The following is an 18,467-nucleotide window of genomic DNA, read 5'->3' on the forward strand; positions in this document are numbered from 1 at the left end:
GCCTAGGCATCCGCTCTGACGCACCTGCGACTTGCCATTGCTGGTGATCTGCATGGCGCCTGGGGCGATGCGGATGAGCAGCTTCTGCAGATCCTCAAGCCCGATGCTGTTCTCTTCGTTGGTGATCTCTCCGATGGCGACCTGCGTCTGACGCGCAGGATCACGCGTCTTCCGTTTCCCGTGGCCGTGATCCTGGGGAATCACGATCGTGGGCGGGATCGCAGTGGCGGCATCCTTGAGCAGCAACTAGCTGTACTCGGTGATCTTCACTGTGCTTGGCGGGCCATCCAATGGCCGGAGCTCCCCTTGACGATTGTCGGTGCACGTCCCTGTAGTGCTGGAGGTGGTTTTCATCTCTCAAATGCCGTGGAGGCGGTTTACGGACCGGTGTCGCTTGAGGCGTCCGCCGATCGGATCGTTCAGGCCGCGGCAGGTGTCCCCGCCGATCAGCCCTTGATCGTGATGGCCCATTGCGGTCCCACGGGACTGGGCTCGGATGCAGCCAGTCCGTGTGGTCGGGATTGGAAAACGCCAGCTGTTGACTGGGGTGATCAGGATCTTGCCCTCGCCTTGGATCGCATGGCGCGGAATCGACCTGCAGATCTGGTGATTTTCGGCCACATGCACCATGCCCTCAAACGGGGCTCCGGGCTCCGGCAGAACCTGCTGCGCCACCGCCACGGAACGGCACTGATCAATGCTGCCTGCGTGCCGCGCTCCGGGCTTGATGGGCATGATCGGCCGCTTATGCATCTTTCCTGGGCTGAATTCCAGGGCTCCCAACTGACTCAGCTGGCCCATCGTTGGTACACCTCAGACGCTGAGTTGATCCATCAGGAGCAGTTGCCGATGGATGCTCCCTCTTCGTGCTGATCTACACCTGCAGCAGCAGCCATGGCTTTGGCCACGCGGCTCGGGATGCGGCAGTGCTGCAGGTGCTTCGACGCCTGCGGCCTGAGTGGACTCTGGTCATGAGCTCGGGTCTCCCACCCCCTGTGCTGAAGCGTCTGCTGGGGGATTCGTCCATTCAGCAACGTTCCTGTCATTGGGATGTGGGCATGGTGCAAGCGGATGCTCTCGGTGTGAATCGTGCGGCCACGCTCACCGCCTTGGATCTGCTCGAGCAGAGGTTGCCGGCCTTGATTGAGGCCGAAGCCAGCTGGTTGGCGGCACAGGAGCAGCCAGTGCTCATTTTCGGCGACATTCCCCCGGCCGCAGCCGCTTTGGCGCAGCGGGTGAGGGCCCCCCTTGTCTGGATGAGCAATTTTGGATGGGATGACATCTATGCACCCTTGGGCCCTGCGTTCCAACGGGCTGCTGAAGCAGCAGCAGAGGCCTATCGCTGCGGTGATCTGCTGCTTCGTTGTCCGTTTGATCTACCCATGAACTGGGGCCTGCCTGAACGGAGGCTCGGGTTGGTCTGCGGTACGCCGCAAGCGATCCCGGCGGATCTGGAGGCTTGCTTCGATGCTCTCCACGTTCCAGTGGTTCTCGTTGGGTTCGGTGGCATCGGTCTGTCCCTTCGCAGTGATCTGTTTCAGCTTTGGCCCAACCACCATTTCTTACTTCCGGCCTCAGCCACGGCCTCGCAACAGCCTGAGCTGGCTGAACTCCCCAATCTCACGGTTCTGCCGGAGGGGGTGCGTCCTGTCGATGTGCTCGGCCGCTGTGCCCGTTCTCTGGGGAAGCCAGGATTCAGCAGCTTTTGTGAGGCGATGGCCCAGGGTGTTGGGCTTCACGTGGTTGCGCGCAGCGGATTTGCTGAAGCGTCTGTGCTGATGGATGGCCTGCAACGGCACGGTCAGCACCGATTCCTCAGCCGGCTGGAGCTGGACGCAGGGGCATGGCAGTTGGACCAGCCTTTGTTGGCGCCCACGGGGGCACCTCTTTCTGCATTAGGGGCTCAAGAAGCCGCTTTGGCACTGGTGAGCTGGGTTGAAAGCATTTTTAATTTTCAGCGTTAAAACAATCTTTTTCGCGCCAATTCGCGCCCACGCTGATGGCTTATCCAATTGTTTGACTGGCATATATACCTATTGCTTTGAACCTTTGGTTCGACAAAGTCACCGCGAGTGGAAATTTTTTCCGCCTGAGCACCTCATCCGCTTCTGATGTGCTTCTCGTCCTCTTTTGAGGGCATGCTCTTTGAACGCTTTTTATGGCTATCTCTGCATTCATCGGTCGTCAGACGCTTTCAGCGGCCGTGATCGTCGGAGTTCTGCCTGCCGTTTGTTCCGTTCTGCCCGCGCAAGCCAGCTTGCTGCCCCCTGCCTCGCGGGCGCAGTTGGTTCACACCCCCGAAGTCCAGCCCAGCCTGGCAATCCCCTACGTGATTACGCCCGAACGTCGGGCAATGCTCAACACGATTCGCTTCGCTGAAGGCACCTGGAAAGGTGGTCTGGATGTTGGCTATCGGGTGATGTTCGGTGGTGGCTTGATGCCCTCTCTCGACCGTCATCCCAATCGCGTGATCTACAGCTCCCGCTACGCCAGTGCGGCTGCCGGGGCCTACCAGTTCATGCCGTTCACCTGGAATCTGGTCCAACGCAGCATCGGTGTACGGGGGTTTGGTCCTGAGGCTCAAGATCAGGGAGCTTTGTTTTTGATTCAGCGCCGTAAAGCACTTGTTCTGACCGACAGCGGCGTCCTCAGCCCAATCCTCGCTGCCAAGCTGGCTCCTGAGTGGGCGTCATTTCCCACCCTTGCTGGTCGGAGCTACTACGGCCAGCCCGTCAAAAAATATGCGCGGCTGCGCTCGTTTTACGACGTGAATCTTGCTGAGCTCCGACGCCTCCGCGATCTGAAGCGTCAGGCTCTCGTTGCCCCTCCTGCGATCTGCACCGGGTCGCGCATCGCTTGCGCAACCCAGCTCTGAGGGGCATCAATTCTCCTCAACCTTCTGTATCGCTCTGTAGGCGACGCCCCACTGTCACCTGGGCGATCAGATAGGCAGCAATGCCGCCTCCGAGGAAGCCAACGGTGTTTCTCAGAATGGGCAAATACTCAGATGTTCGCGTGATCACGGGCGCGATGCCGAAGACGCCAAACAACATCACCCAAAGTGGTGACAGCAAAAGCATCCAGCCCCAGGCAATCGTTTCATCGTCCTTGCGGGGGTAGGCCGCAAAGCCTGCAATTAAGCCTCCAAAAACCGATGTGGTTAGCGTCCACAGCCACTGTTCTTGCGGAAGTCCTGGCACGACCTGACAGCCGCCCCGGTCAAGACAGATCTCCACAGCATTGAGAGCATCGAGCACAGCTCCGTCTTCACCGTGCTCCTTGACGTAGTACTGGTTGCCGTAACGGGTCTGCAGTTCGACCCAGTAGGTGCGCGGCATCATCGCGAAATAGGCATCGCCGACGTTGAAGTTCAGCAGATTCCCCCCCCGTGGGTCTGCCACCAGCAGCAGGCTGCTTTCATCCAGCCCCCAGAACTCGCGAATGGCTAGTCCTGGCGTGCGTTCGTACTGCGTCAACACTCGCATTTTCCAGCCTGTGCGCTCTTCCACATCACCAAGGGATGCCTCCAACTGGGCCCTTTGGGTATCACTGAAAACCTTGGCGAGGTCGATCACCGGGGTGGGGTGATCTGGCAGCAGCTCGGGGTTGTCGTAGGCATCAGCGGGAGTCACCAGAACACCCAGGCTGACCAGAGCCACCACGACGAAGCTCCACAGATGTTGGATGCGATGTGTTCCCATGGAACTGCTGCAGCGACCGGCATTCTCTCCAATGAAACCGATGGCTGCGGCCTGTCCCGACTGGTTGGCAACGCATCTGCAACAGGCGGGGGGTGCCGTTCCGTTTTCACGGTTCATGGATCTGGCTCTCAACGAGCAAGAGCATGGCTACTACGGAGCAGGCCGTGCCCGCATCGGAACCCAGGGTGATTTCGTTACGTCTCCATCCCTGGGCAGCGACTTCGCTGCCCTGCTGGCGCCCCAACTCCTGACCTGGCTCGCTTCCCTGTCCAGAACGGATTCTGATCAGCGCCTTTCGATTGTTGAAATCGGGCCTGGGGAAGGCCATCTTGCCCTTGATCTAATCGCCCAACTTTGCTGTTCCGACTCAGCGCTACTGCCTCATATCGAGATGGTGTTGGTGGAGGTCAACCCCGGCATGCGTCAGCGACAGCAGGCCCGGCTTCAGCAGGTGGATGGTTTGTCGGTGCGGTGGTGCTCCCTTGAGCAGCTGCGGAGTGATCCGGTGCGTGGGGTGGTGATCGCCCATGAGTTGCTGGATGCCCTCCCGGTAGAGCGATTGGTGTGGCGTGATGGATCACTCCAACAGGAGTGGGTTGAACTTGATCAAACCCATGGGCTGCGGACGACCCATCGGCCCCTGCCAGTTGCATTGCAGGACGAGATCAAGCGTGTGTGCATCAATCGCGGCATCCAGCTGCCTCCCCCCGATGCAGAGGAGGGTTGGACCACGGAGTGGAACAGTGCACTCCCCGATTGGTTCGCCACGGTGGGCGCCGCTTTGGATGCAGGAGTGCTCCTCGTGATTGATTACGCCCTGGAAGCCCATCGCTACTACACGGCTCGGCGCTCGGAGGGCACCCTCATGGCTGTTCGAGCCCAAGCGGCGGGCCTGTCGCCGTTGCATCAGCCCGGCGAGCAGGATCTGACGGCACATCTCTGCATCGATGTTGTTGCTGAGGCCGCCAAGCGCAGCGGCTGGTTGGAGGGTGATCAGGCCAAGCAGGGTGAGGCACTCCTTGCACTGGGACTCGCGGAGCGTCTCCATGACCTTCAACAGCTGCCTGGCCAACGTTTGGCGGAAGCCTTGCAGCGCCGTGAAACCCTGCTTCGGCTGGTGGACCCTTCGGGTCTTGGTGCCTTCCGCTGGCTCACCTATCTCTGGGGATTGCCCGAGGGGGGCTTCAGCCTTGCAGCTGCTCCAGGCAACTCAGAATCTCCTCGCGACTGACGTCATCGCGAATTTCGACGGAACCGATCCCTGTTGGGAGCACGAAGCGCAATCGACCATCGCGCACCTTTTTGTCGCCCTGCAAGCTGTTCAGTACGGCTTCTGCGGAGAGATCGGGCCAGGCGGTGGGTAGTCCGCTGCTGTCGATCAGCCGGCGTTGCCGATCCGCGTCATTGCGACTCCAGCTTCCCCGCAGCACGGCGAGTTCGCCCACGGCCACCATGCCGATGGCGACTGCCTCGCCATGCAGCCAGGTGCCATAGCCGCAGAGGGTCTCCACCACGTGGCCGAAGGTATGGCCGTAATTCAGGATTGCTCGCAAACCTCCTTCTCGTTCATCAGCCTCCACTACTCGTGCCTTCGCAGCAGCGGATCGACTCAGGATTGAGCTCAAGCGCTCGGCTCCAAGCCCAGAGGGCGTGCTCGGGTCATTGCAGGCCTCCAGCTCATCAAACAGTTCCGTATCTCCGAGAATTCCGTATTTGATGACCTCCGCCATGCCGGCACGGAATTCCCGTTCGGGAAGGGTGTTCAGGGTCGATGGATCGATCAGCACCAGGCGCGGCTGGTGAAAGGCGCCGATGAGGTTCTTGCCGCGTGGATGGTTGACGCCGGTCTTGCCACCGATGGATGCATCCACCATCGCCAGCAGGGTGGTTGGAACCTGCACAACCTGAATGCCCCGCAGCCAGGTGGCTGCCGCAAAACCAGTCATGTCTCCCACAACGCCACCGCCCAGGGCCACCATCAACGAGCTGCGTTCGAGCTTGGCGCCGTAAGCGGCATCGTGAATTGATGCCACCGTTGCTGGGGTTTTCTGGTGTTCGCCGGCGTCGATCACCAGAAGTTCAGTGCTGAAGCCTGCATCCTTGAGGCTTGTCAGGCACACGTCGCCATAGGGGGTGGCGACATCCGGGTTGCTGACCACCAGCACACGCCGACCGGGTTGGACCCCCGCGTCCAGCATCTGCTGGCCGAGGCTGGCCAGGCTGCCGGCACCGATCACAACGTCGTAGGGATTGCGCTCCAGCGCAACGCGGATGTGATGCAACGGGGTGATTGTGGTCATGAAACCGTTGGAACCCACCTACTCTCGCAACAGTGTCGCTGGTTCAGTGCGCGAGAGAGCAGTGCGCAACTCCCTTTCGGCCTGGGCATTTCTCCTGCCGGCGGTGATCCTGATCAGCCTGTCGGTGCTGCTGCCGGCGTTGATGGCTCTGGTGATGAGTTTCACCGCAACGGGTCTGGATGTCAGTGAACCGCTGCGATTCGTGGGCCTGGCCAACCTGCAGCGGTTGGTGTCGGATCCCATGGCGCGTCAGGTGCTGGTCACCACATTTGTGTACCTGATCGGTGTGGTGCCCCCCATTGTTCTGGGGGCATTGGCGCTAGCTGTTCTGGTCAACCAGGGTTTGCCAGGACGTTCCTTGTTGCGGGGTGCCTTTTACACCCCCGTGCTGGTGTCAATCGTGGTTGCTGCAATCGCCTTTCGCTGGCTTTATGCCGAGAACGGTCTGATCAACGGATGGTTGAGCGTGCTGCTCGGCGATGCCTTTAGCCCGATCGGTTTTCTCACAACCCCGCAGCTAGCGCTTCCAGCGGTGATGTTGGTGACTCTCTGGAAGGGTCTCGGCTACTACATGGTCATCTTTCTGGCGGGTCTCCAGGGCATCCCCAAGGAGCTCTACGAGGCAGCTGAGTTGGATGGCAGCGAGGGCTGGAGAAAGCATCTCGACATCACCTTGCCCTTGATGGGCCCCTACGTGACCCTGGTTGCTGTCGTGTCGTCGATTGCTGCCACGAAGGTTTTTGAGGAGGTGTTTCTGATGACCCAGGGAGGTCCGGCCGATGCCACGCGAACCATCGTGTATTACGTCTACGACCAGGCCTTTGCTGAATTGGAGATCAGCTACGCCTGCACCTTGGGCTTGGCCCTGTTCCTAGTGGTCCTTCTGTTCACGATGATTCGTCTGGCCTTTGCCGGCGATCGTCCGTTGATTTGACGCTGTCATCGGCCCCGCTAGGTGGCAAGCTGCGGGAGACGGCTCGGACACGATGATCGGTGTTGTGGGAGGTGGTCAGCTGGCACGGATGCTTGTGCAGGCCGCCACGCAACGAGAGGTTCCGATCGCGGTGCAAACCTCCAATGCAGCGGATCCTGCCGCCGGCTTGGCGGCGCGTCATGTTGAGGCGGATCCCCGGGACGTGGCTGGAACCCGTGAACTGGTGGTGGGTTGTGACGGTGTCACCTTCGAGAACGAGTGGGTCAATATCGACGCCCTTCTTCCGCTTGAGCAGCAGGGGGTTCGCTTCCGCCCGTCGTTGGCCGCTCTGTCGCCACTTGTCGACAAACTCTCGCAGCGTCAGCTGCTCGACGACCTGGCGATTCCCAGTTCACCCTGGTGTCCGCTCAGTTTGATTTCTCCGGCCCAACCTGCTCTGCCCCAGGGTTGGACCTTTCCTGTGATGGCGAAGGCGTCCCGTGGGGGATATGACGGCAAGGGCACGGTGGTGCTGCGCGATATCGAAGCCCTTGCGCAGTTGTTGCGGGCCGTCACAGCAGACGACTGGCTCCTGGAATCGTGGGTGGATTACGAGCTGGAGCTGGCTCTCGTCGTCAGCCGAGATCAAAAAGGAAGGATCCGCCACTTCCCACTGGTGCAAACCCACCAGCATCAACAAGTCTGTGACTGGGTTCTGGCACCTGCGCCGGTGGACCCGTCGGTGGCGGCTTTGGCCTACAACGTTGCGGCATCGCTGATGACGAAGCTCAGTTACGTCGGCGTGCTGGCTTTGGAATTCTTTTACGGGCCAGCTGGTCTGCAAGTGAATGAAATTGCCCCTCGCACCCACAATTCAGGCCATTTCTCCATCGAGGCTTGCACCAGCAGTCAGTTTGATCAGCAGCTCTGCATTGCTGCCGGCCTCCCCGTGCCGGAGCCAGAGCTGAGCAGCTGCGGTGCCTTGATGGTCAACCTGCTGGGCCTGGATCCAGCCCGCCATGCCCCTTTGGATCAGCGGCTTCAGGCGCTTGAGGCCATACAGGGTCTTCATCTGCACTGGTACGGCAAGTCGCCGGAGACACCGGGTCGCAAGTTGGGGCATGTGACGCTGCTTCTCGAGGGCGACACGGTTCTGAAGCGGCGCGATGAAGCCGACTCAGCACTGGCGGCCATTCGCAGGATCTGGCCTCTCCAGAGCGAGAGTCCCGATTAGTGTTGTGGATGAACTGCTGTGTTGGTGACGGCCTTTCTTTAGTGCTCTGATCTGACTCTCTTTCGACTTGGGGAGACTGTCGTGACGGTGACGTAGACCGGCCCTGCAGCCGGAAACGAAGCCCCACTTTGTCGCCCCTTCTGGTTCTTCCAGGTCGATCACTGGGGCTCGCACGGCATGGTGGTTCACCCCAATGATTCCAAGGGTTCTCGGCCTCTCTAGATCTGCTGAAATCCCATACACAAAGATTAGTTCAGCTGATCTCAAGGCTGTATTTGAGGGTTTTTAAGCAGTGGCCTGTGCCCTTCAGGCTGTTGGGTAAACACTCAACTCCAATACTGAGAAGAGAGCCCATAGAAGTGCAGGAGATCCACTCTCCAACGAAGCCACCCCCAGGGATTTGACACTGAAGGCGTACCCCATGGGGGGCAGTTTCATCCTGCTGCCAAGCCGTAGGGGCTTCATGTTGATTTGAGTGGCTTATCTACCAACGCAAGCTCAGGTCAAAGAAATAGCAGCTAGGCGAGCACCTAAAGAAGCGGTGCAAGCTTTGGGCACCTGTAGCGGGCTGAAGCCGCCAAAACTCTCAGCTCGGCTTCAGATCAGATTTAAGGATCGCTCTTCTACAGGCGGTGCAGCGAGGATTACGACCCAGGCGTAGAAGTCCGCCTGGGGTTTTTATGGCCTGACAGGAAAGGGGAACACTCAAGGCAGTCATGTCTGGTCCATGCCTCGCGACAGGCGCGTTTCTTTGTTCCTGGTGGGAGAACTGTGGCAGCAATACGAGCTAACGCCCCCTCAAGTTCAGAGGATGTCTGACTGGTGGAGAGCACACCTTGGGGAGTCTGTGGTGGTGGAGTCGCTGCTGGGTTGGCAACTGGGCGTAAGCATCTAGTCCTTGTGGTCTTTCACCAGAAGTTCACCAGAACCTGTCCTGTTCCCCACCAAAGCCTTGCACTGGGGCTCACCAGAAGGGCTGTGACCTTGGAGGAGTCGAGGGGGTGACACCCCAAAACTCAAACCACTTAGCCCTTTTCATCATGTTTGCTCAAATGTTTGCCGCTGTTGTTTCGGTTGTAGATGTCACAGTCACAACTGTTACTTCCACCGTTCAGGTGATTGCGGGTCAGAAAACGGCAGCAGAAGCTGTTAATGCAGTAGTTGAAACAGTTACTGAGTCACCGGTCGTAAAAAGTGTCACCGGTCTTGTCGACGTCGCGAGCGGAGAGAAAACGTGGGAAGACTACGGAACTGATCTTGTTGAATCGGCCAAGAACACCTCTATTGGCCGCGTTGTGGAAGGTGTCGTTGATATCGCTAACGGAAAGGATGTCGGCGATGCGCTTCTGGATGCAGCCAAGAAAACCAGTATCGGTGAGGCGATCGACACCACCGCCAAGGTGATTTCCGGTGAAACCTCGATTGAGGAAGGTGTCAAGACCGTTGCTGGAGCCGATAGCCCGATCGCTACTGCAGTCACAGCGGGTTCTGCTGTGGCATCCGGCGAGGCTTCATTGGTTGATGGCACTACCGCCGTTGTTCAGGCGGTGGTGGCTCAGACCGATCCGAAGGCAGCCCGAGAAATTGGTGTCGTGAAAGAGCAGCTTGAGAACGAGCCTGAAGTCGTCTCGGATGCCATCGATAACGCCATCAATAGCAAGACGTTCGGTGCTTTTACAGCCACCCGCGAACTGATTGACAGCACTGGGCTGACGAATATGAAGGATCGCCAAGGTGCTGCGATCCGCAGCTTCCAGAGAGGCGATATCGGCGAGGGCATTCAACATTCCCTGGCTGCAGCGCCGATTGGGAACCTGGTTGCGAATGGTGTGGATCAAGCCAATGGCAACGACGCCGGTGTCTTTGGTCATCAAGCCTCTTTGGGTGCACCCAGCGGTGATGCACTTACTGGGGTGACGGATGCCGTGCTTGATGCGCGAACAAGTGGTTACTACTCGAAGGTGCGTGATGTCAGCGACAGCATGGGAATCACGGACATCAAGGATCAGCTCACAGGCGGCTTTGATGCTCTGATGGAGGGCAATCTGGACACAGCGACTGAGAAGCTGTTCTTGCGTTCCGCGGTGGTACCTAATGTGCTGGCCCGGATGACCGAGAAGGGATCGGCTTACTGGGAGGAACTTTCTCTTCCGAGTTCACAGTCGGTCGTCGCTCTGACGGAGGCAGCGATGGGGTCTTTGCCTGACATGGGAAGTGGTCAGCGTGTGCGCAAAGACGCTGAGGCGTTCATTGAAGACATCTACGCCGGAGAATTCAGTCAGGCAGCCAACCGTGCCCGGTCGCTCAGCATTAACGCCGAACAGGCAGGAATCTGTCTTGGTGGAGATACAACCTCTTATATCGAGGCGCTGGAGCTCTTTGCATCCGGGGGCACCGAATTCGAGAACATTGTGGATGTGACGGTGGATCAGTATCTGCAGACAACAAGGTCTGGTCAGGATGATTGGTCGGTTCAAGAAACCACTTTGGTCTGAGACATGAGGGAGTGAACATTCCTCGAGATGGTGCCGACAACCCCGCCCCGAGCGGGGTTTTTGATTGCTCTAGATCAAGGTGGTGACTGATTTATTAGCCGTTCACTAGAACCTCACCAGAACCTCTTGAGGTCTGCACCAGAGCTGTGGAGTGGAGGTCACCAGATTGGGTGTGACCTTGGAGGAGTCGAGGGGGCAACACCCCCGAACATTCACTCCCCTAAAGCCATGACCGCTTCTATCCAAGCCGATGCAACTACGTTCCCCTGGGAACAGTGGTCAATGCTTCCCAGAGAAGAAAGAGAGGCTGAAATGTTGGAAGCATTGAAGCGAAACACTCAGGACAACGAAGTGCGTGATTTGAATAATATTGGCTTTGATGAAGCAGGGGAAGATACAAAAGTATCAGATTATCTCAAATTAACTGGCTTGGGTTATTCAATAGGTGGCGTAATGCTTATCGGCGCGGGTGTTACAGCTCATGTTGGTGCCGCCTTTGTAGTTGCCGGAGGCGTTGTTAACTTAACTGGTCAAGTCCTAGGGGCTTTTGGATTGGATGAAGCAGAGCCTGGAGCTAATGACTTTACTTCAGGGCAAGAACTTGATTCATTGACTGGATTGCAAATGTCAACGACCGCCGCCATCTATCAAGACGTTGTGGATGTAGGCGATGAAGCTGTTGGTTTTAATGCGTACCATATCTATACGATGGGCGAAGCCTTTGGTTGGTGGGATGTCAGCTCCAGCGACATGGCAATCGTGGAGGGGAATCAATTTGACGACACGTTTAAGTCACTCTCTGCTTCAGATCTCCCGGAAGATCAGAAATCAGATGCGATCGCCGATCTGCTACCAATAGCCACTGATCATCTGGCTTAGGTCGTTTTAAAGGCTGGATCACTTTGATCCCTAGATGATGAGCCCCGTCGAAAGGCGGGGTTTTTGTATTGCTTGTGCAGAGATGGGAACACTTCAGCCATTCACCTCTGACCCTTCACCCGCGATATCCGAATTTCATTGTTCCTTCTTAGGGATGGGGGCAAACCACCATCAACGACTAGAGCGCACAGCGGTTCCGTCCATGGAATCGAGGTTCGGCTATACAGCCTCTTGATCACACTCTTCGGGATCGTCGCCTGACGTACTGAAACGGAATCACGCGCTTGGGTTTCAGCTGATGCCTGCAGCGTTTTCAAACATTGATGCAGACTTGGTCATGCAATCAAAGACCCGTATCGGTACGACTGATTCAATCGGTTCTTCGTCTTTTGGAGGATCCGCAGTCACTGGGAGGTAGCTGACGGGCTCGACAGGCTTCCTGGATCACTTCCAGTCGTTCGAAGGGAGTTTCGGCACCGCGACGATTCAGAAGCTCATAGACAGCTGGGCTGATGAGACGTTCCTGCAGAAGTTGTTGATTCGTTTGAGCAGATGCTTGCATCCAATGCAGAGACGAGATGGCTAGCGAGAAGCACAGAACCTGGAGAGGAATGTTCATCATGCACTCAAGCTAGGCCTGCCAATCGAGCTATGCCCCATTCATCTGTTGCAAAATAAATGAATCGATATTGTCTTGGCTGATATCTTCTGGTCGTGTTGAAGTTAGGTGATACCACTCACATCTCAGCACGCTGCAAAGTCAGAATAAAGCGGCTTCCAATTCCGATTTGCGACTCCACTCGAACATTTCCCCCCATCCCGTCGATCAGCATTTTTACGATTGAGAGGCCGAGCCCAGAACTGCTGTCGCCACGGCGCAAGGTCACTCCTTCGGCACGTTGAAAACGTTCAAAGATAATTTCACGCTGGTCATCAGGAATTCCTTGGCCATGGTCAATGACAGCAACGACAACACATTCCTCCTCCTGATTGATATCAAGTTCGATGCAGCTATTTGGCTTTGAGTATTTGATGGCATTGCCAATCAAGTTTTGGAGGCACTGCGCCAGGCGGTCAGGGTCTCCAATGGCCCAGATGTGTGATTCTTCTGCATGATTATGTAGGGTGAAGTTATTGGTTGGATGAGTGATCTGTGCAAGATGAAAGGTTTCATGAAGGCTCTTCAAGCAGTTAAATGGTTCCCGTAGAAGCCTGAGTTGGTTGTTGTCAGCACGGCTGAGGTCCAGTAGGTCGCTCAACATCCTATTGAGTCGTAAAACCTCTTGATTGGCGAGAACTAATGCATCTCTCGACTGCATACGTAGATCATTATCTCGATTGAGTACCGACTGTATAAACCCTGAGATTACTGTCATCGGTGTGCGAAACTCATGCGATATGGTTGATGCAAATTGCTTTTGATTTGCTGAGGATCGACGCAACCTCCCTACCATTGCATTGAACTCTTCAAGAAGAGGTTGAAATTCACGGGGGCGATTACGACTGCTCAGATCAGCGCGTTCCAGGTGATTCAGCTCAATGCCTGACAGCTCAGACTGAATTCTGCGTACGGGTCGGAAAATCAATCTCAAGCTCACAAGTAAAGCCAATGCAAGAAGCAGCATCAGCACTAGCTCCGAGACGAGCTTGATCTGTACCAGCGTGCGTACCAAGGGCATCGAGTACACCGGACGCATGTACACGTAGAAGCCCGTTTCTGGTCCGCCCGGCAGCTTTACCGCTTTGACTGCGAGAGGAGCATCATTTTCAGAAGCATTAATCTTGAAGCCATTGGCCGAGTCGATGGCTTGCTGCGCATACTCAGATAATTCACTGGTTTTGTAGAACCGATCCGCATCGCGAGTGGCCTGTAGGCCGGCTTTGCCGATGATGAGTCCCACTTTTCCATTTTCAAAATTTAGACCGTCAAGCCAGTTTTGATAGTCCGCGAGTGAACAACACGCGTACGCCTGTTCCACGGATAACTGATCCAAGCGATCAGAGATCACGTTGTACGACGAGACGATCTGACGAGAGAGTGTATCTTCAAGGAACTCATGAAAAAAATGACGGCGCAACTGCGCTGTTACGACCGAACTGCCCAAGGCTTGCACCAGAATTAGCAACAGACTGATACCAAACAATCGCCTGGCAATCGACCACGATCTCGTATGCCGTCGGTTCTCTGTTTGTAACACCTGTCGCGTCATGATGCTTCGCAGGTTGGTAGCCCTCCTGAACGAGAAAGCAGGGTTTCGATACGCTGATTCGTTGCCTCTGGAAACTGCGAAGTTGGCAGTTCGAACCCAGGAAGCATGTAGGCATCAAGAACTGCACGGCCATCATCTGCCGTGCGATCAAGTTCCAGAAATGCTTGCTGAACTTTCTGCAAATTACTCTGTTGCTTCTTATTCATCGGCTTATTTACACCAATCAGATAGTCATTGCGGTCCAAGGGGCCAGTCCAAACGATCGCAAGCTCATCTCTTAATGGCTCTGGAATGAACTGATCGTTCTTGTCGGTATGGCTGGGAATAAAGACGAAGTCCACCATGCCATTTGCCACTTGGGCCGGTAAATGGCGTTGTACTGGTTCATGCAGACATTCATCAATGTCTGCAGACTTCACTCCCTCTCTCTGCATCGCTAGCAAAGGCTGAAGGAACGCTGATCCTGAAAAGCGACTCCCAAAACCCACACGGCTACCGGTAACTGAAGCTAAGCCAGGTTCTTCATCTGTCTCCAACTCCTCCAGCCAGCGTCGATGACCCAACATCACCAATCGATACGACGGTTTTTGAACCACCAGAGGAACCGCATTGGGTAATGCTTTGAGTAAGCGGTAGCCGCCGTAAATTCCAACCAGAATTAGATCGGCTTCCCCTCGTTCGACTAGTGCATAGCTATGGGCATAGTTGATAGCTGGTACATATCGAACCTTCAGTCCCGTTGCGTTTTTGAGATACGTCGTCACATGATTCATGCGACGGGTCATCTGTGCCTGAGATTCCCAGGGAGCTTCAGTGATGTGGAGATCAGCCGAATCCGGCTCAAGACTTGACGTCAGCCGACGAGTCTGTTGTTCGCAGGCGGTGAGCAGCAACAGCGTGCCAGCAAGCAATCCACATGGCCAGGAGCGAGTCCGGGGGGTCACGCCTTCTGCCTTCTCGCGAGTTCCAAACTAGGCATCAAGCTCAGTCATGGCCGCAGACTCTCGCTTTGCCTACAGTTTTTTGAGGAGGCCAGTGGCGACATGACGGGAGCCGACGTCAACATCCTGATTGCCGACGATGAGGCCAACATTCTCATGTTGCTCGAAATGGAGCTTCAAGCAGAGGGTTACGGCACTGTTTGCTGTGGTGATGGTGGGAAGGCGTTGGCGAAGATCCGCGAGGATCAACCCTCTCTTGCGTTGCTGGATTGGAATATGCCCGTCATCAGCGGGTTGGATGTCTGCCGACGACTGCGAGATACCGGCAACCACTTGCCCGTGATCATGATTACAGCTCGCGATGAGATGGATGATCGAATCGCAGCTCTGGAAGCTGGAGCGGATGACTTCATTGCCAAACCTTTCAATATTCGTGAAGTTCTGGCCCGAGTGAAAGCATTGCTGCGGCGCAGCATTGTTGTAAGTCCAGATCATCTGACTTTTAATGAATTGGAACTGAATGGCCCCGAGCGACGATGCCATTACTCAGGGGTGGAGTTAAACCTGACTGTTAGAGAGTTTGACCTATTGGAGTGCTTTATTCGGAATCCACGTCAAGCCATGAGTCGTTCTCAACTCATTCATAATGTGTGGGGTGATGATTATTTCGGAGACGAGAATGTGGTTGATGTCTATGTTCGTTATTTGCGTAAAAAGCTCGAAAGTATCACAGATAAGCGTATTATCCAAACGGTTCGCGGCATCGGTTTTGCTCTTAGGCTGGAAGATTCATAAGCGAGTTATTCGTTGTTGGTTTCGAATGGATGGTCTCAAGCGCTGAGCTCAGCATGCTCTATATGTCATGGTCGTGCGTCGGGCCTGATCTTTATTCGATCATCTACGAGTCATCCGGGAGTGCCGTTTTCGTCATCAGAAAATTCTTGGCCTTGAACGAGTGAGGGGCGTCACCCAGCGAAAGGCAAAGACTGATGGAACGCGGCATCAAGCAAATTTCTTTCAGCTATTGCATCACCGCGATCATGGTGGTGTCGTCGGGGCTTCCTGGCAGGGTTTGCGAACGGCAAACACGGCACGCTGCGGTACCGCTCATGGAATAGAGGAACTGCTATGTACCTTCTCTTGATCACACCCTTTGTGATCGCCGTGGACGTTTCCAAAGTTTTACCCTCCCTGCCGAGTTATTTGCGTGGGGTGTGCCCGATTGCTGTCTTCGTCCCATTGGGCCCCGAGTGCTGGTGACGCTTGCCTTACAAATAAGGGTTCGCTGATGTTGTCGCTCTCCATCATCCGATTAAAACTCACCCCTCACCCCTTTATGAATGGTGGTTTTCTTTCAGTGCCCGGATGGGGATGGCCACCTCTGAAATCGAGTCAAACAAAGGCTCGCATGGCATGGTGGTTCAGCCTCTTAACCCTCTTCACCCTCTGCCTGGCGTGAGGAATTTCTCGAAAAATTGTGAGAAATGGCTCTTATGTATTTCATTAATAGCTTGAATGCGCTTGCTTGCGAAAGCTATTTTTTGTAATGCTGTCTTTGGTGAATAAGTTTTTGGGCTTCTAACTGATTGTCTTGTTTGTTTTGTTGTCTGACTTTGGGTGAGGAGGGATGTTCTTGTTAGTGGGGTAATCCTCTCATCATCCAAGACTCTGCAAGAAAGAACAAAAGGAAGAATGTGCCGATGCAAATGACCAGGGTCTTGCCGTTCACTCTGTAATCGTTAGCTCTTGTAGAGTCTAAATTCTTTGCGTCGAGGCTGCACGAAACGATGTTCGAGCGAAGCTGTAATGGTTGATTCAATCAAGCTTTTCGTGATCTAGCCTTCAGAGTGATTGAAATCTTGGAGTGCATATTGGGCAAGACATTTGTTTTTTTCAGTATCAGTGAGCGAGATGGTGGTCACATTCTGATGCCAGTTTCGACGGTTGATCAGTTCGTTGAATTCGGTGAGCGCATCTTCAAGATCGTCGAAGACTCCTATGCTCTCGGTGCTTTGTGGTCCTTGCCTGACTGCAATTTCAAGGGGCATGGGAAAACTTTGGAGCTTTCGAAGGCTACCTGTGAGGCGATGTGTAGTCGATGATGCTTACTGCTATGTGAACATGGCTTGTCAATCACTTGGCCGTCTTTAAGGTCTGGATGGTTGCAGTGCTGTGATGCGCGATCCTCGGCTCGATGAGTTGATTCAAATGGAAACTTGGGATTGGTGGAAGGCTCAGGTTTTTTATCTGCGGGAAAAGAAGGATTATGCAAGTGCCGAAGCCTTGTTTTTAGAATTCAAGTTAACGTCCCTGGAATCAAAAGCTTGAGGCTGGATTGATCTTCTCAGGATTATGAAAGTTAAGATCTAGTCTCTTTTTATCCAAATTCTCTTGATTAATTAGGTCTTCACTTTCACCTGAATGTCAACTATCCATGCTTTTGCCGCTGTGTTCATGGTGACAGCCGGAATGTCGTGCTTCGACCTTTCCAGCAGCCCCAGGGTGAGCGCCGTCACCTTTCTGACTGATGACGCTGAAATTGCATGCCGAGCGATTCTTCCCCAGTGCTTCAAGCGATCCGACTGGGCTGCGCTCTGCGCTGGTGATCCCGACTTTGCGGAGGGCCATCCAGAGTCCTGTCGAGCTGCAGGCTTCGAGCAAGAACCAACTCAGGGGCGGTGATGCAATACAGCCCTCTCCAGGTCAGGTCGACTCATGGATGTCACGACAAAAACCTCTTGGGCTGAGCTTCCTTTGCGCGCGACCAGCTTGTACCCCCCATGGATTTGCGTCGACACCCGTAGCTGAAGATCGGGACTTCTCCCACGGACCCTGCAGATCACAGCAGGGGTAATCGTTTGAATATTCGTCTCCTGAGCCAGCGCCTTCAGCCATGGGATCAATCCCTGCACATAGGTGCTGTGGGTGATGACAACCCGTGCCAAAGCTGAATGAAAACCTGAGAACTGGTGAAAGTTAGCCACTTTGGCTATGCCAGAGAGAGCGCTCCGGAGCTGTGATGCTGAAATCAGTTGACGCTCTTCGCCTCGTGATTCGCGGCCCACTGGAAGATGCATGCGGCCCTCAGGCCCGCATGCTCACAGCAGAGGTGCACGGAACGGAAGTACGGGGTCTGGCCCTCTGCCCTGGCCGTGTGGTTCGTTTTGTGATGGATGAACGGTTACAGCGTCTGCAGATTGATGATCGACTCCGGTTGACCAAGGCGAGCCGCAAACCAGCTGCCTAGATCAGCAGCGTTCTATTGGGGCCATGGTGAGTCCCTCGGCCTGCAGCTGCTGGTGGTAGAGCTCGGCTTGCTCTAGGGGTCCACACCAAACCTCAGCTGAACCCTGTCGATCAATCTTGTTCGCAAGGTTCCAGGCATTGTCCTCACTCATGCCAGGAATGATCTTGCGCAGGCAATCCACCACATGCTGAAAGGTGTTGACATCGTCGTTCAACACGATGACGCGAGCTTGGGGATAGCGCTGGGTCGTCTCCTGGCGCTCCATCACTGCAGAGGAACCGGGGCTGGAGCTGGTCATGACAGTTGCCTCCGGCAGTACGAAATCATGCTTGACCCTAGGTAGGATCTCAACAATCAAGCGGTCAAGCGCATGTTGTTCACTCTGGGTTGGGCTTCCCTGGCCGCCATGTTCAGTTTCTCTATCGCCATGGTCGTCTGGGGACGCAACGGTGACGGAACCCTGAACTTCTGATCGAATCTGTGCTTCAAGACGCACCACTTCTTAGCCAGACCCTGGCGGTCACGGCAGCAGTGCTTCTTGGCTTTG

20 protein-coding genes and 1 other RNA gene are annotated in these 18,467 nt (G+C 55.4%); 14 read left to right on the top strand and 7 right to left on the bottom strand.

What is annotated here, in order from left to right; genetic code table 11:
* The first annotated feature begins 84 nt into the window (after window positions 1–84).
* The 3 genes from NCN06_RS01835 (at window position 85) to NCN06_RS01845 (ending at window position 2,875) form a co-directional block, all read left to right on the top strand.
* The gene (locus NCN06_RS01835; RefSeq protein ID WP_370629828.1) at window positions 85–873 is read left to right on the top strand and encodes a TIGR04168 family protein; all 789 of its coding nucleotides are present in this window, start codon (window positions 85–87) and stop codon (window positions 871–873) included.
* On the top strand, window positions 867–1,964 hold the full coding sequence (locus NCN06_RS01840) for a hypothetical protein (RefSeq protein ID WP_250398588.1): 1,098 nt from the start codon (window positions 867–869) through the stop codon (window positions 1,962–1,964). The genes NCN06_RS01835 and NCN06_RS01840 overlap by 7 nt, the downstream gene beginning before the upstream one ends.
* A gap of 194 nt (window positions 1,965–2,158) precedes the next feature.
* Window positions 2,159–2,875: a glycoside hydrolase family 24 protein gene (locus tag NCN06_RS01845; RefSeq protein ID WP_250398589.1), complete on the top strand. Its 717-nt coding sequence runs from the start codon at window positions 2,159–2,161 to the stop codon at window positions 2,873–2,875.
* A 16-nt stretch (window positions 2,876–2,891) separates the two neighbouring features.
* Here the strand turns inward: NCN06_RS01845 and NCN06_RS01850 are convergent, their stop codons facing one another.
* Window positions 2,892–3,701: a TPM domain-containing protein gene (locus tag NCN06_RS01850; RefSeq protein ID WP_115021980.1), complete on the bottom strand. Its 810-nt coding sequence runs from the start codon at window positions 3,699–3,701 to the stop codon at window positions 2,892–2,894.
* Here NCN06_RS01850 and NCN06_RS01855 point away from each other — a divergent pair.
* Entirely contained in the window at window positions 3,700–4,932 is a 1,233-nt protein-coding gene (locus NCN06_RS01855; RefSeq protein ID WP_250398590.1) for a class I SAM-dependent methyltransferase, read from the top strand. The genes NCN06_RS01850 and NCN06_RS01855 overlap by 2 nt on opposite strands.
* On the opposite strand, the gene aroB is transcribed toward NCN06_RS01855, so the two are convergent.
* Window positions 4,886–6,001 (bottom strand): 3-dehydroquinate synthase, encoded by a 1,116-nt coding sequence (gene aroB, locus NCN06_RS01860; protein WP_250398591.1) that lies wholly within the window; start codon window positions 5,999–6,001, stop codon window positions 4,886–4,888. The genes NCN06_RS01855 and aroB overlap by 47 nt on opposite strands.
* A gap of 61 nt (window positions 6,002–6,062) precedes the next feature.
* Here aroB and NCN06_RS01865 point away from each other — a divergent pair, with 61 nt between their 5' ends.
* The 5 genes from NCN06_RS01865 to NCN06_RS01885 all read left to right on the top strand — a co-directional run bounded on the left by NCN06_RS01865 (window position 6,063) and on the right by NCN06_RS01885 (window position 11,522).
* Window positions 6,063–6,935, top strand: a complete 873-nt coding sequence (locus tag NCN06_RS01865; RefSeq protein ID WP_250398671.1) for a carbohydrate ABC transporter permease — start codon at window positions 6,063–6,065, stop codon at window positions 6,933–6,935.
* A gap of 52 nt (window positions 6,936–6,987) precedes the next feature.
* Window positions 6,988–8,148, top strand: coding sequence for a 5-(carboxyamino)imidazole ribonucleotide synthase (locus NCN06_RS01870; protein ID WP_250398592.1), 1,161 nt, complete (start codon window positions 6,988–6,990; stop codon window positions 8,146–8,148).
* A gap of 7 nt (window positions 8,149–8,155) precedes the next feature.
* A non-coding RNA gene (ssrS, locus tag NCN06_RS01875) (6S RNA) lies at window positions 8,156–8,339 on the top strand.
* Window positions 8,340–9,200: 861 nt separating this feature from the next.
* Window positions 9,201–10,643: a hypothetical protein gene (locus tag NCN06_RS01880; RefSeq protein WP_250398593.1), complete on the top strand. Its 1,443-nt coding sequence runs from the start codon at window positions 9,201–9,203 to the stop codon at window positions 10,641–10,643.
* A gap of 228 nt (window positions 10,644–10,871) precedes the next feature.
* Window positions 10,872–11,522 (top strand): hypothetical protein, encoded by a 651-nt coding sequence (locus tag NCN06_RS01885; RefSeq protein ID WP_250398594.1) that lies wholly within the window; start codon window positions 10,872–10,874, stop codon window positions 11,520–11,522.
* A gap of 737 nt (window positions 11,523–12,259) precedes the next feature.
* Here the strand turns inward: NCN06_RS01885 and NCN06_RS01890 are convergent.
* Complete coding sequence (locus NCN06_RS01890) at window positions 12,260–13,732, bottom strand: sensor histidine kinase (protein WP_250398595.1); 1,473 nt, start codon at window positions 13,730–13,732, stop codon at window positions 12,260–12,262.
* Window positions 13,729–14,625 (bottom strand): PhnD/SsuA/transferrin family substrate-binding protein, encoded by an 897-nt coding sequence (locus tag NCN06_RS01895; RefSeq protein ID WP_250398596.1) that lies wholly within the window; start codon window positions 14,623–14,625, stop codon window positions 13,729–13,731. The genes NCN06_RS01890 and NCN06_RS01895 overlap by 4 nt, the downstream gene beginning before the upstream one ends.
* 150 nt (window positions 14,626–14,775) lie before the next feature.
* On the opposite strand from NCN06_RS01895, the gene NCN06_RS01900 reads away from it, so the two are divergent.
* Window positions 14,776–15,468, top strand: a complete 693-nt coding sequence (locus tag NCN06_RS01900; protein WP_226397582.1) for a response regulator transcription factor — start codon at window positions 14,776–14,778, stop codon at window positions 15,466–15,468.
* Window positions 15,469–16,508: 1,040 nt separating this feature from the next.
* Here the strand turns inward: NCN06_RS01900 and NCN06_RS01905 are convergent.
* The gene (locus NCN06_RS01905; protein ID WP_250398597.1) at window positions 16,509–16,721 is read right to left on the bottom strand and encodes a hypothetical protein; all 213 of its coding nucleotides are present in this window, start codon (window positions 16,719–16,721) and stop codon (window positions 16,509–16,511) included.
* Between the two features lie 127 nt (window positions 16,722–16,848).
* Between NCN06_RS01905 and NCN06_RS01910 the strand changes: the two genes are divergently transcribed.
* The gene (locus tag NCN06_RS01910; protein WP_250398598.1) at window positions 16,849–17,001 is read left to right on the top strand and encodes a hypothetical protein; all 153 of its coding nucleotides are present in this window, start codon (window positions 16,849–16,851) and stop codon (window positions 16,999–17,001) included.
* Window positions 17,002–17,094: 93 nt separating this feature from the next.
* Window positions 17,095–17,355, top strand: coding sequence for a hypothetical protein (locus tag NCN06_RS01915; protein WP_250398599.1), 261 nt, complete (start codon window positions 17,095–17,097; stop codon window positions 17,353–17,355).
* Here NCN06_RS01915 and NCN06_RS01920 read toward each other — a convergent pair.
* Window positions 17,343–17,618 (bottom strand): DUF2103 domain-containing protein, encoded by a 276-nt coding sequence (locus tag NCN06_RS01920; protein ID WP_250398600.1) that lies wholly within the window; start codon window positions 17,616–17,618, stop codon window positions 17,343–17,345. The genes NCN06_RS01915 and NCN06_RS01920 overlap by 13 nt on opposite strands.
* Before the next feature lie 74 nt (window positions 17,619–17,692).
* Between NCN06_RS01920 and NCN06_RS01925 the strand changes: the two genes are divergently transcribed.
* The gene (locus tag NCN06_RS01925; RefSeq protein WP_115021992.1) at window positions 17,693–17,920 is read left to right on the top strand and encodes a hypothetical protein; all 228 of its coding nucleotides are present in this window, start codon (window positions 17,693–17,695) and stop codon (window positions 17,918–17,920) included.
* A 1-nt stretch (window position 17,921) separates the two neighbouring features.
* On the opposite strand, the gene clpS is transcribed toward NCN06_RS01925, so the two are convergent.
* A complete protein-coding gene (gene clpS, locus NCN06_RS01930; protein WP_115094018.1) occupies window positions 17,922–18,218 on the bottom strand; it encodes an ATP-dependent Clp protease adapter ClpS in 297 nt (98 codons plus the stop codon).
* Between the two features lie 72 nt (window positions 18,219–18,290).
* Here clpS and petN point away from each other — a divergent pair, with 72 nt between their 5' ends.
* Window positions 18,291–18,392, top strand: a complete 102-nt coding sequence (gene petN, locus NCN06_RS01935) for a cytochrome b6-f complex subunit PetN (protein WP_011364412.1) — start codon at window positions 18,291–18,293, stop codon at window positions 18,390–18,392.
* Window positions 18,393–18,467 lie beyond the last annotated feature (75 nt).

It is taken from the genome of Synechococcus sp. MU1648 (genome assembly GCF_023630615.1).
Lineage (GTDB): Bacteria > Cyanobacteriota > Cyanobacteriia > PCC-6307 > Cyanobiaceae > Parasynechococcus.

What these genes read in the sequence shown, in the direction of transcription:
- NCN06_RS01845 (WP_250398589.1), top strand. Translation starts at nt 2,159, where the DNA reads ATGGCTATCTCTGCATTCATCGGTCGTCAGACGCTTTCAGCGGCCGTG.
- NCN06_RS01855 (WP_250398590.1), top strand. Translation starts at nt 3,700, where the DNA reads ATGGAACTGCTGCAGCGACCGGCATTCTCTCCAATGAAACCGATGGCT.
- NCN06_RS01850 (WP_115021980.1), bottom strand. Translation starts at nt 3,701, where the DNA reads ATGGGAACACATCGCATCCAACATCTGTGGAGCTTCGTCGTGGTGGCT.
- aroB (WP_250398591.1), bottom strand. Translation starts at nt 6,001, where the DNA reads ATGACCACAATCACCCCGTTGCATCACATCCGCGTTGCGCTGGAGCGC.
- NCN06_RS01870 (WP_250398592.1), top strand. Translation starts at nt 6,988, where the DNA reads ATGATCGGTGTTGTGGGAGGTGGTCAGCTGGCACGGATGCTTGTGCAG.
- NCN06_RS01880 (WP_250398593.1), top strand. Translation starts at nt 9,201, where the DNA reads ATGTTTGCCGCTGTTGTTTCGGTTGTAGATGTCACAGTCACAACTGTT.
- NCN06_RS01885 (WP_250398594.1), top strand. Translation starts at nt 10,872, where the DNA reads ATGACCGCTTCTATCCAAGCCGATGCAACTACGTTCCCCTGGGAACAG.
- NCN06_RS01890 (WP_250398595.1), bottom strand. Translation starts at nt 13,732, where the DNA reads ATGACGCGACAGGTGTTACAAACAGAGAACCGACGGCATACGAGATCG.
- NCN06_RS01900 (WP_226397582.1), top strand. Translation starts at nt 14,776, where the DNA reads ATGACGGGAGCCGACGTCAACATCCTGATTGCCGACGATGAGGCCAAC.
- NCN06_RS01905 (WP_250398597.1), bottom strand. Translation starts at nt 16,721, where the DNA reads ATGCCCCTTGAAATTGCAGTCAGGCAAGGACCACAAAGCACCGAGAGC.
- NCN06_RS01910 (WP_250398598.1), top strand. Translation starts at nt 16,849, where the DNA reads ATGCGCGATCCTCGGCTCGATGAGTTGATTCAAATGGAAACTTGGGAT.
- NCN06_RS01915 (WP_250398599.1), top strand. Translation starts at nt 17,095, where the DNA reads ATGTCAACTATCCATGCTTTTGCCGCTGTGTTCATGGTGACAGCCGGA.
- NCN06_RS01925 (WP_115021992.1), top strand. Translation starts at nt 17,693, where the DNA reads ATGCTGAAATCAGTTGACGCTCTTCGCCTCGTGATTCGCGGCCCACTG.
- clpS (WP_115094018.1), bottom strand. Translation starts at nt 18,218, where the DNA reads ATGACCAGCTCCAGCCCCGGTTCCTCTGCAGTGATGGAGCGCCAGGAG.
- petN (WP_011364412.1), top strand. Translation starts at nt 18,291, where the DNA reads ATGTTGTTCACTCTGGGTTGGGCTTCCCTGGCCGCCATGTTCAGTTTC.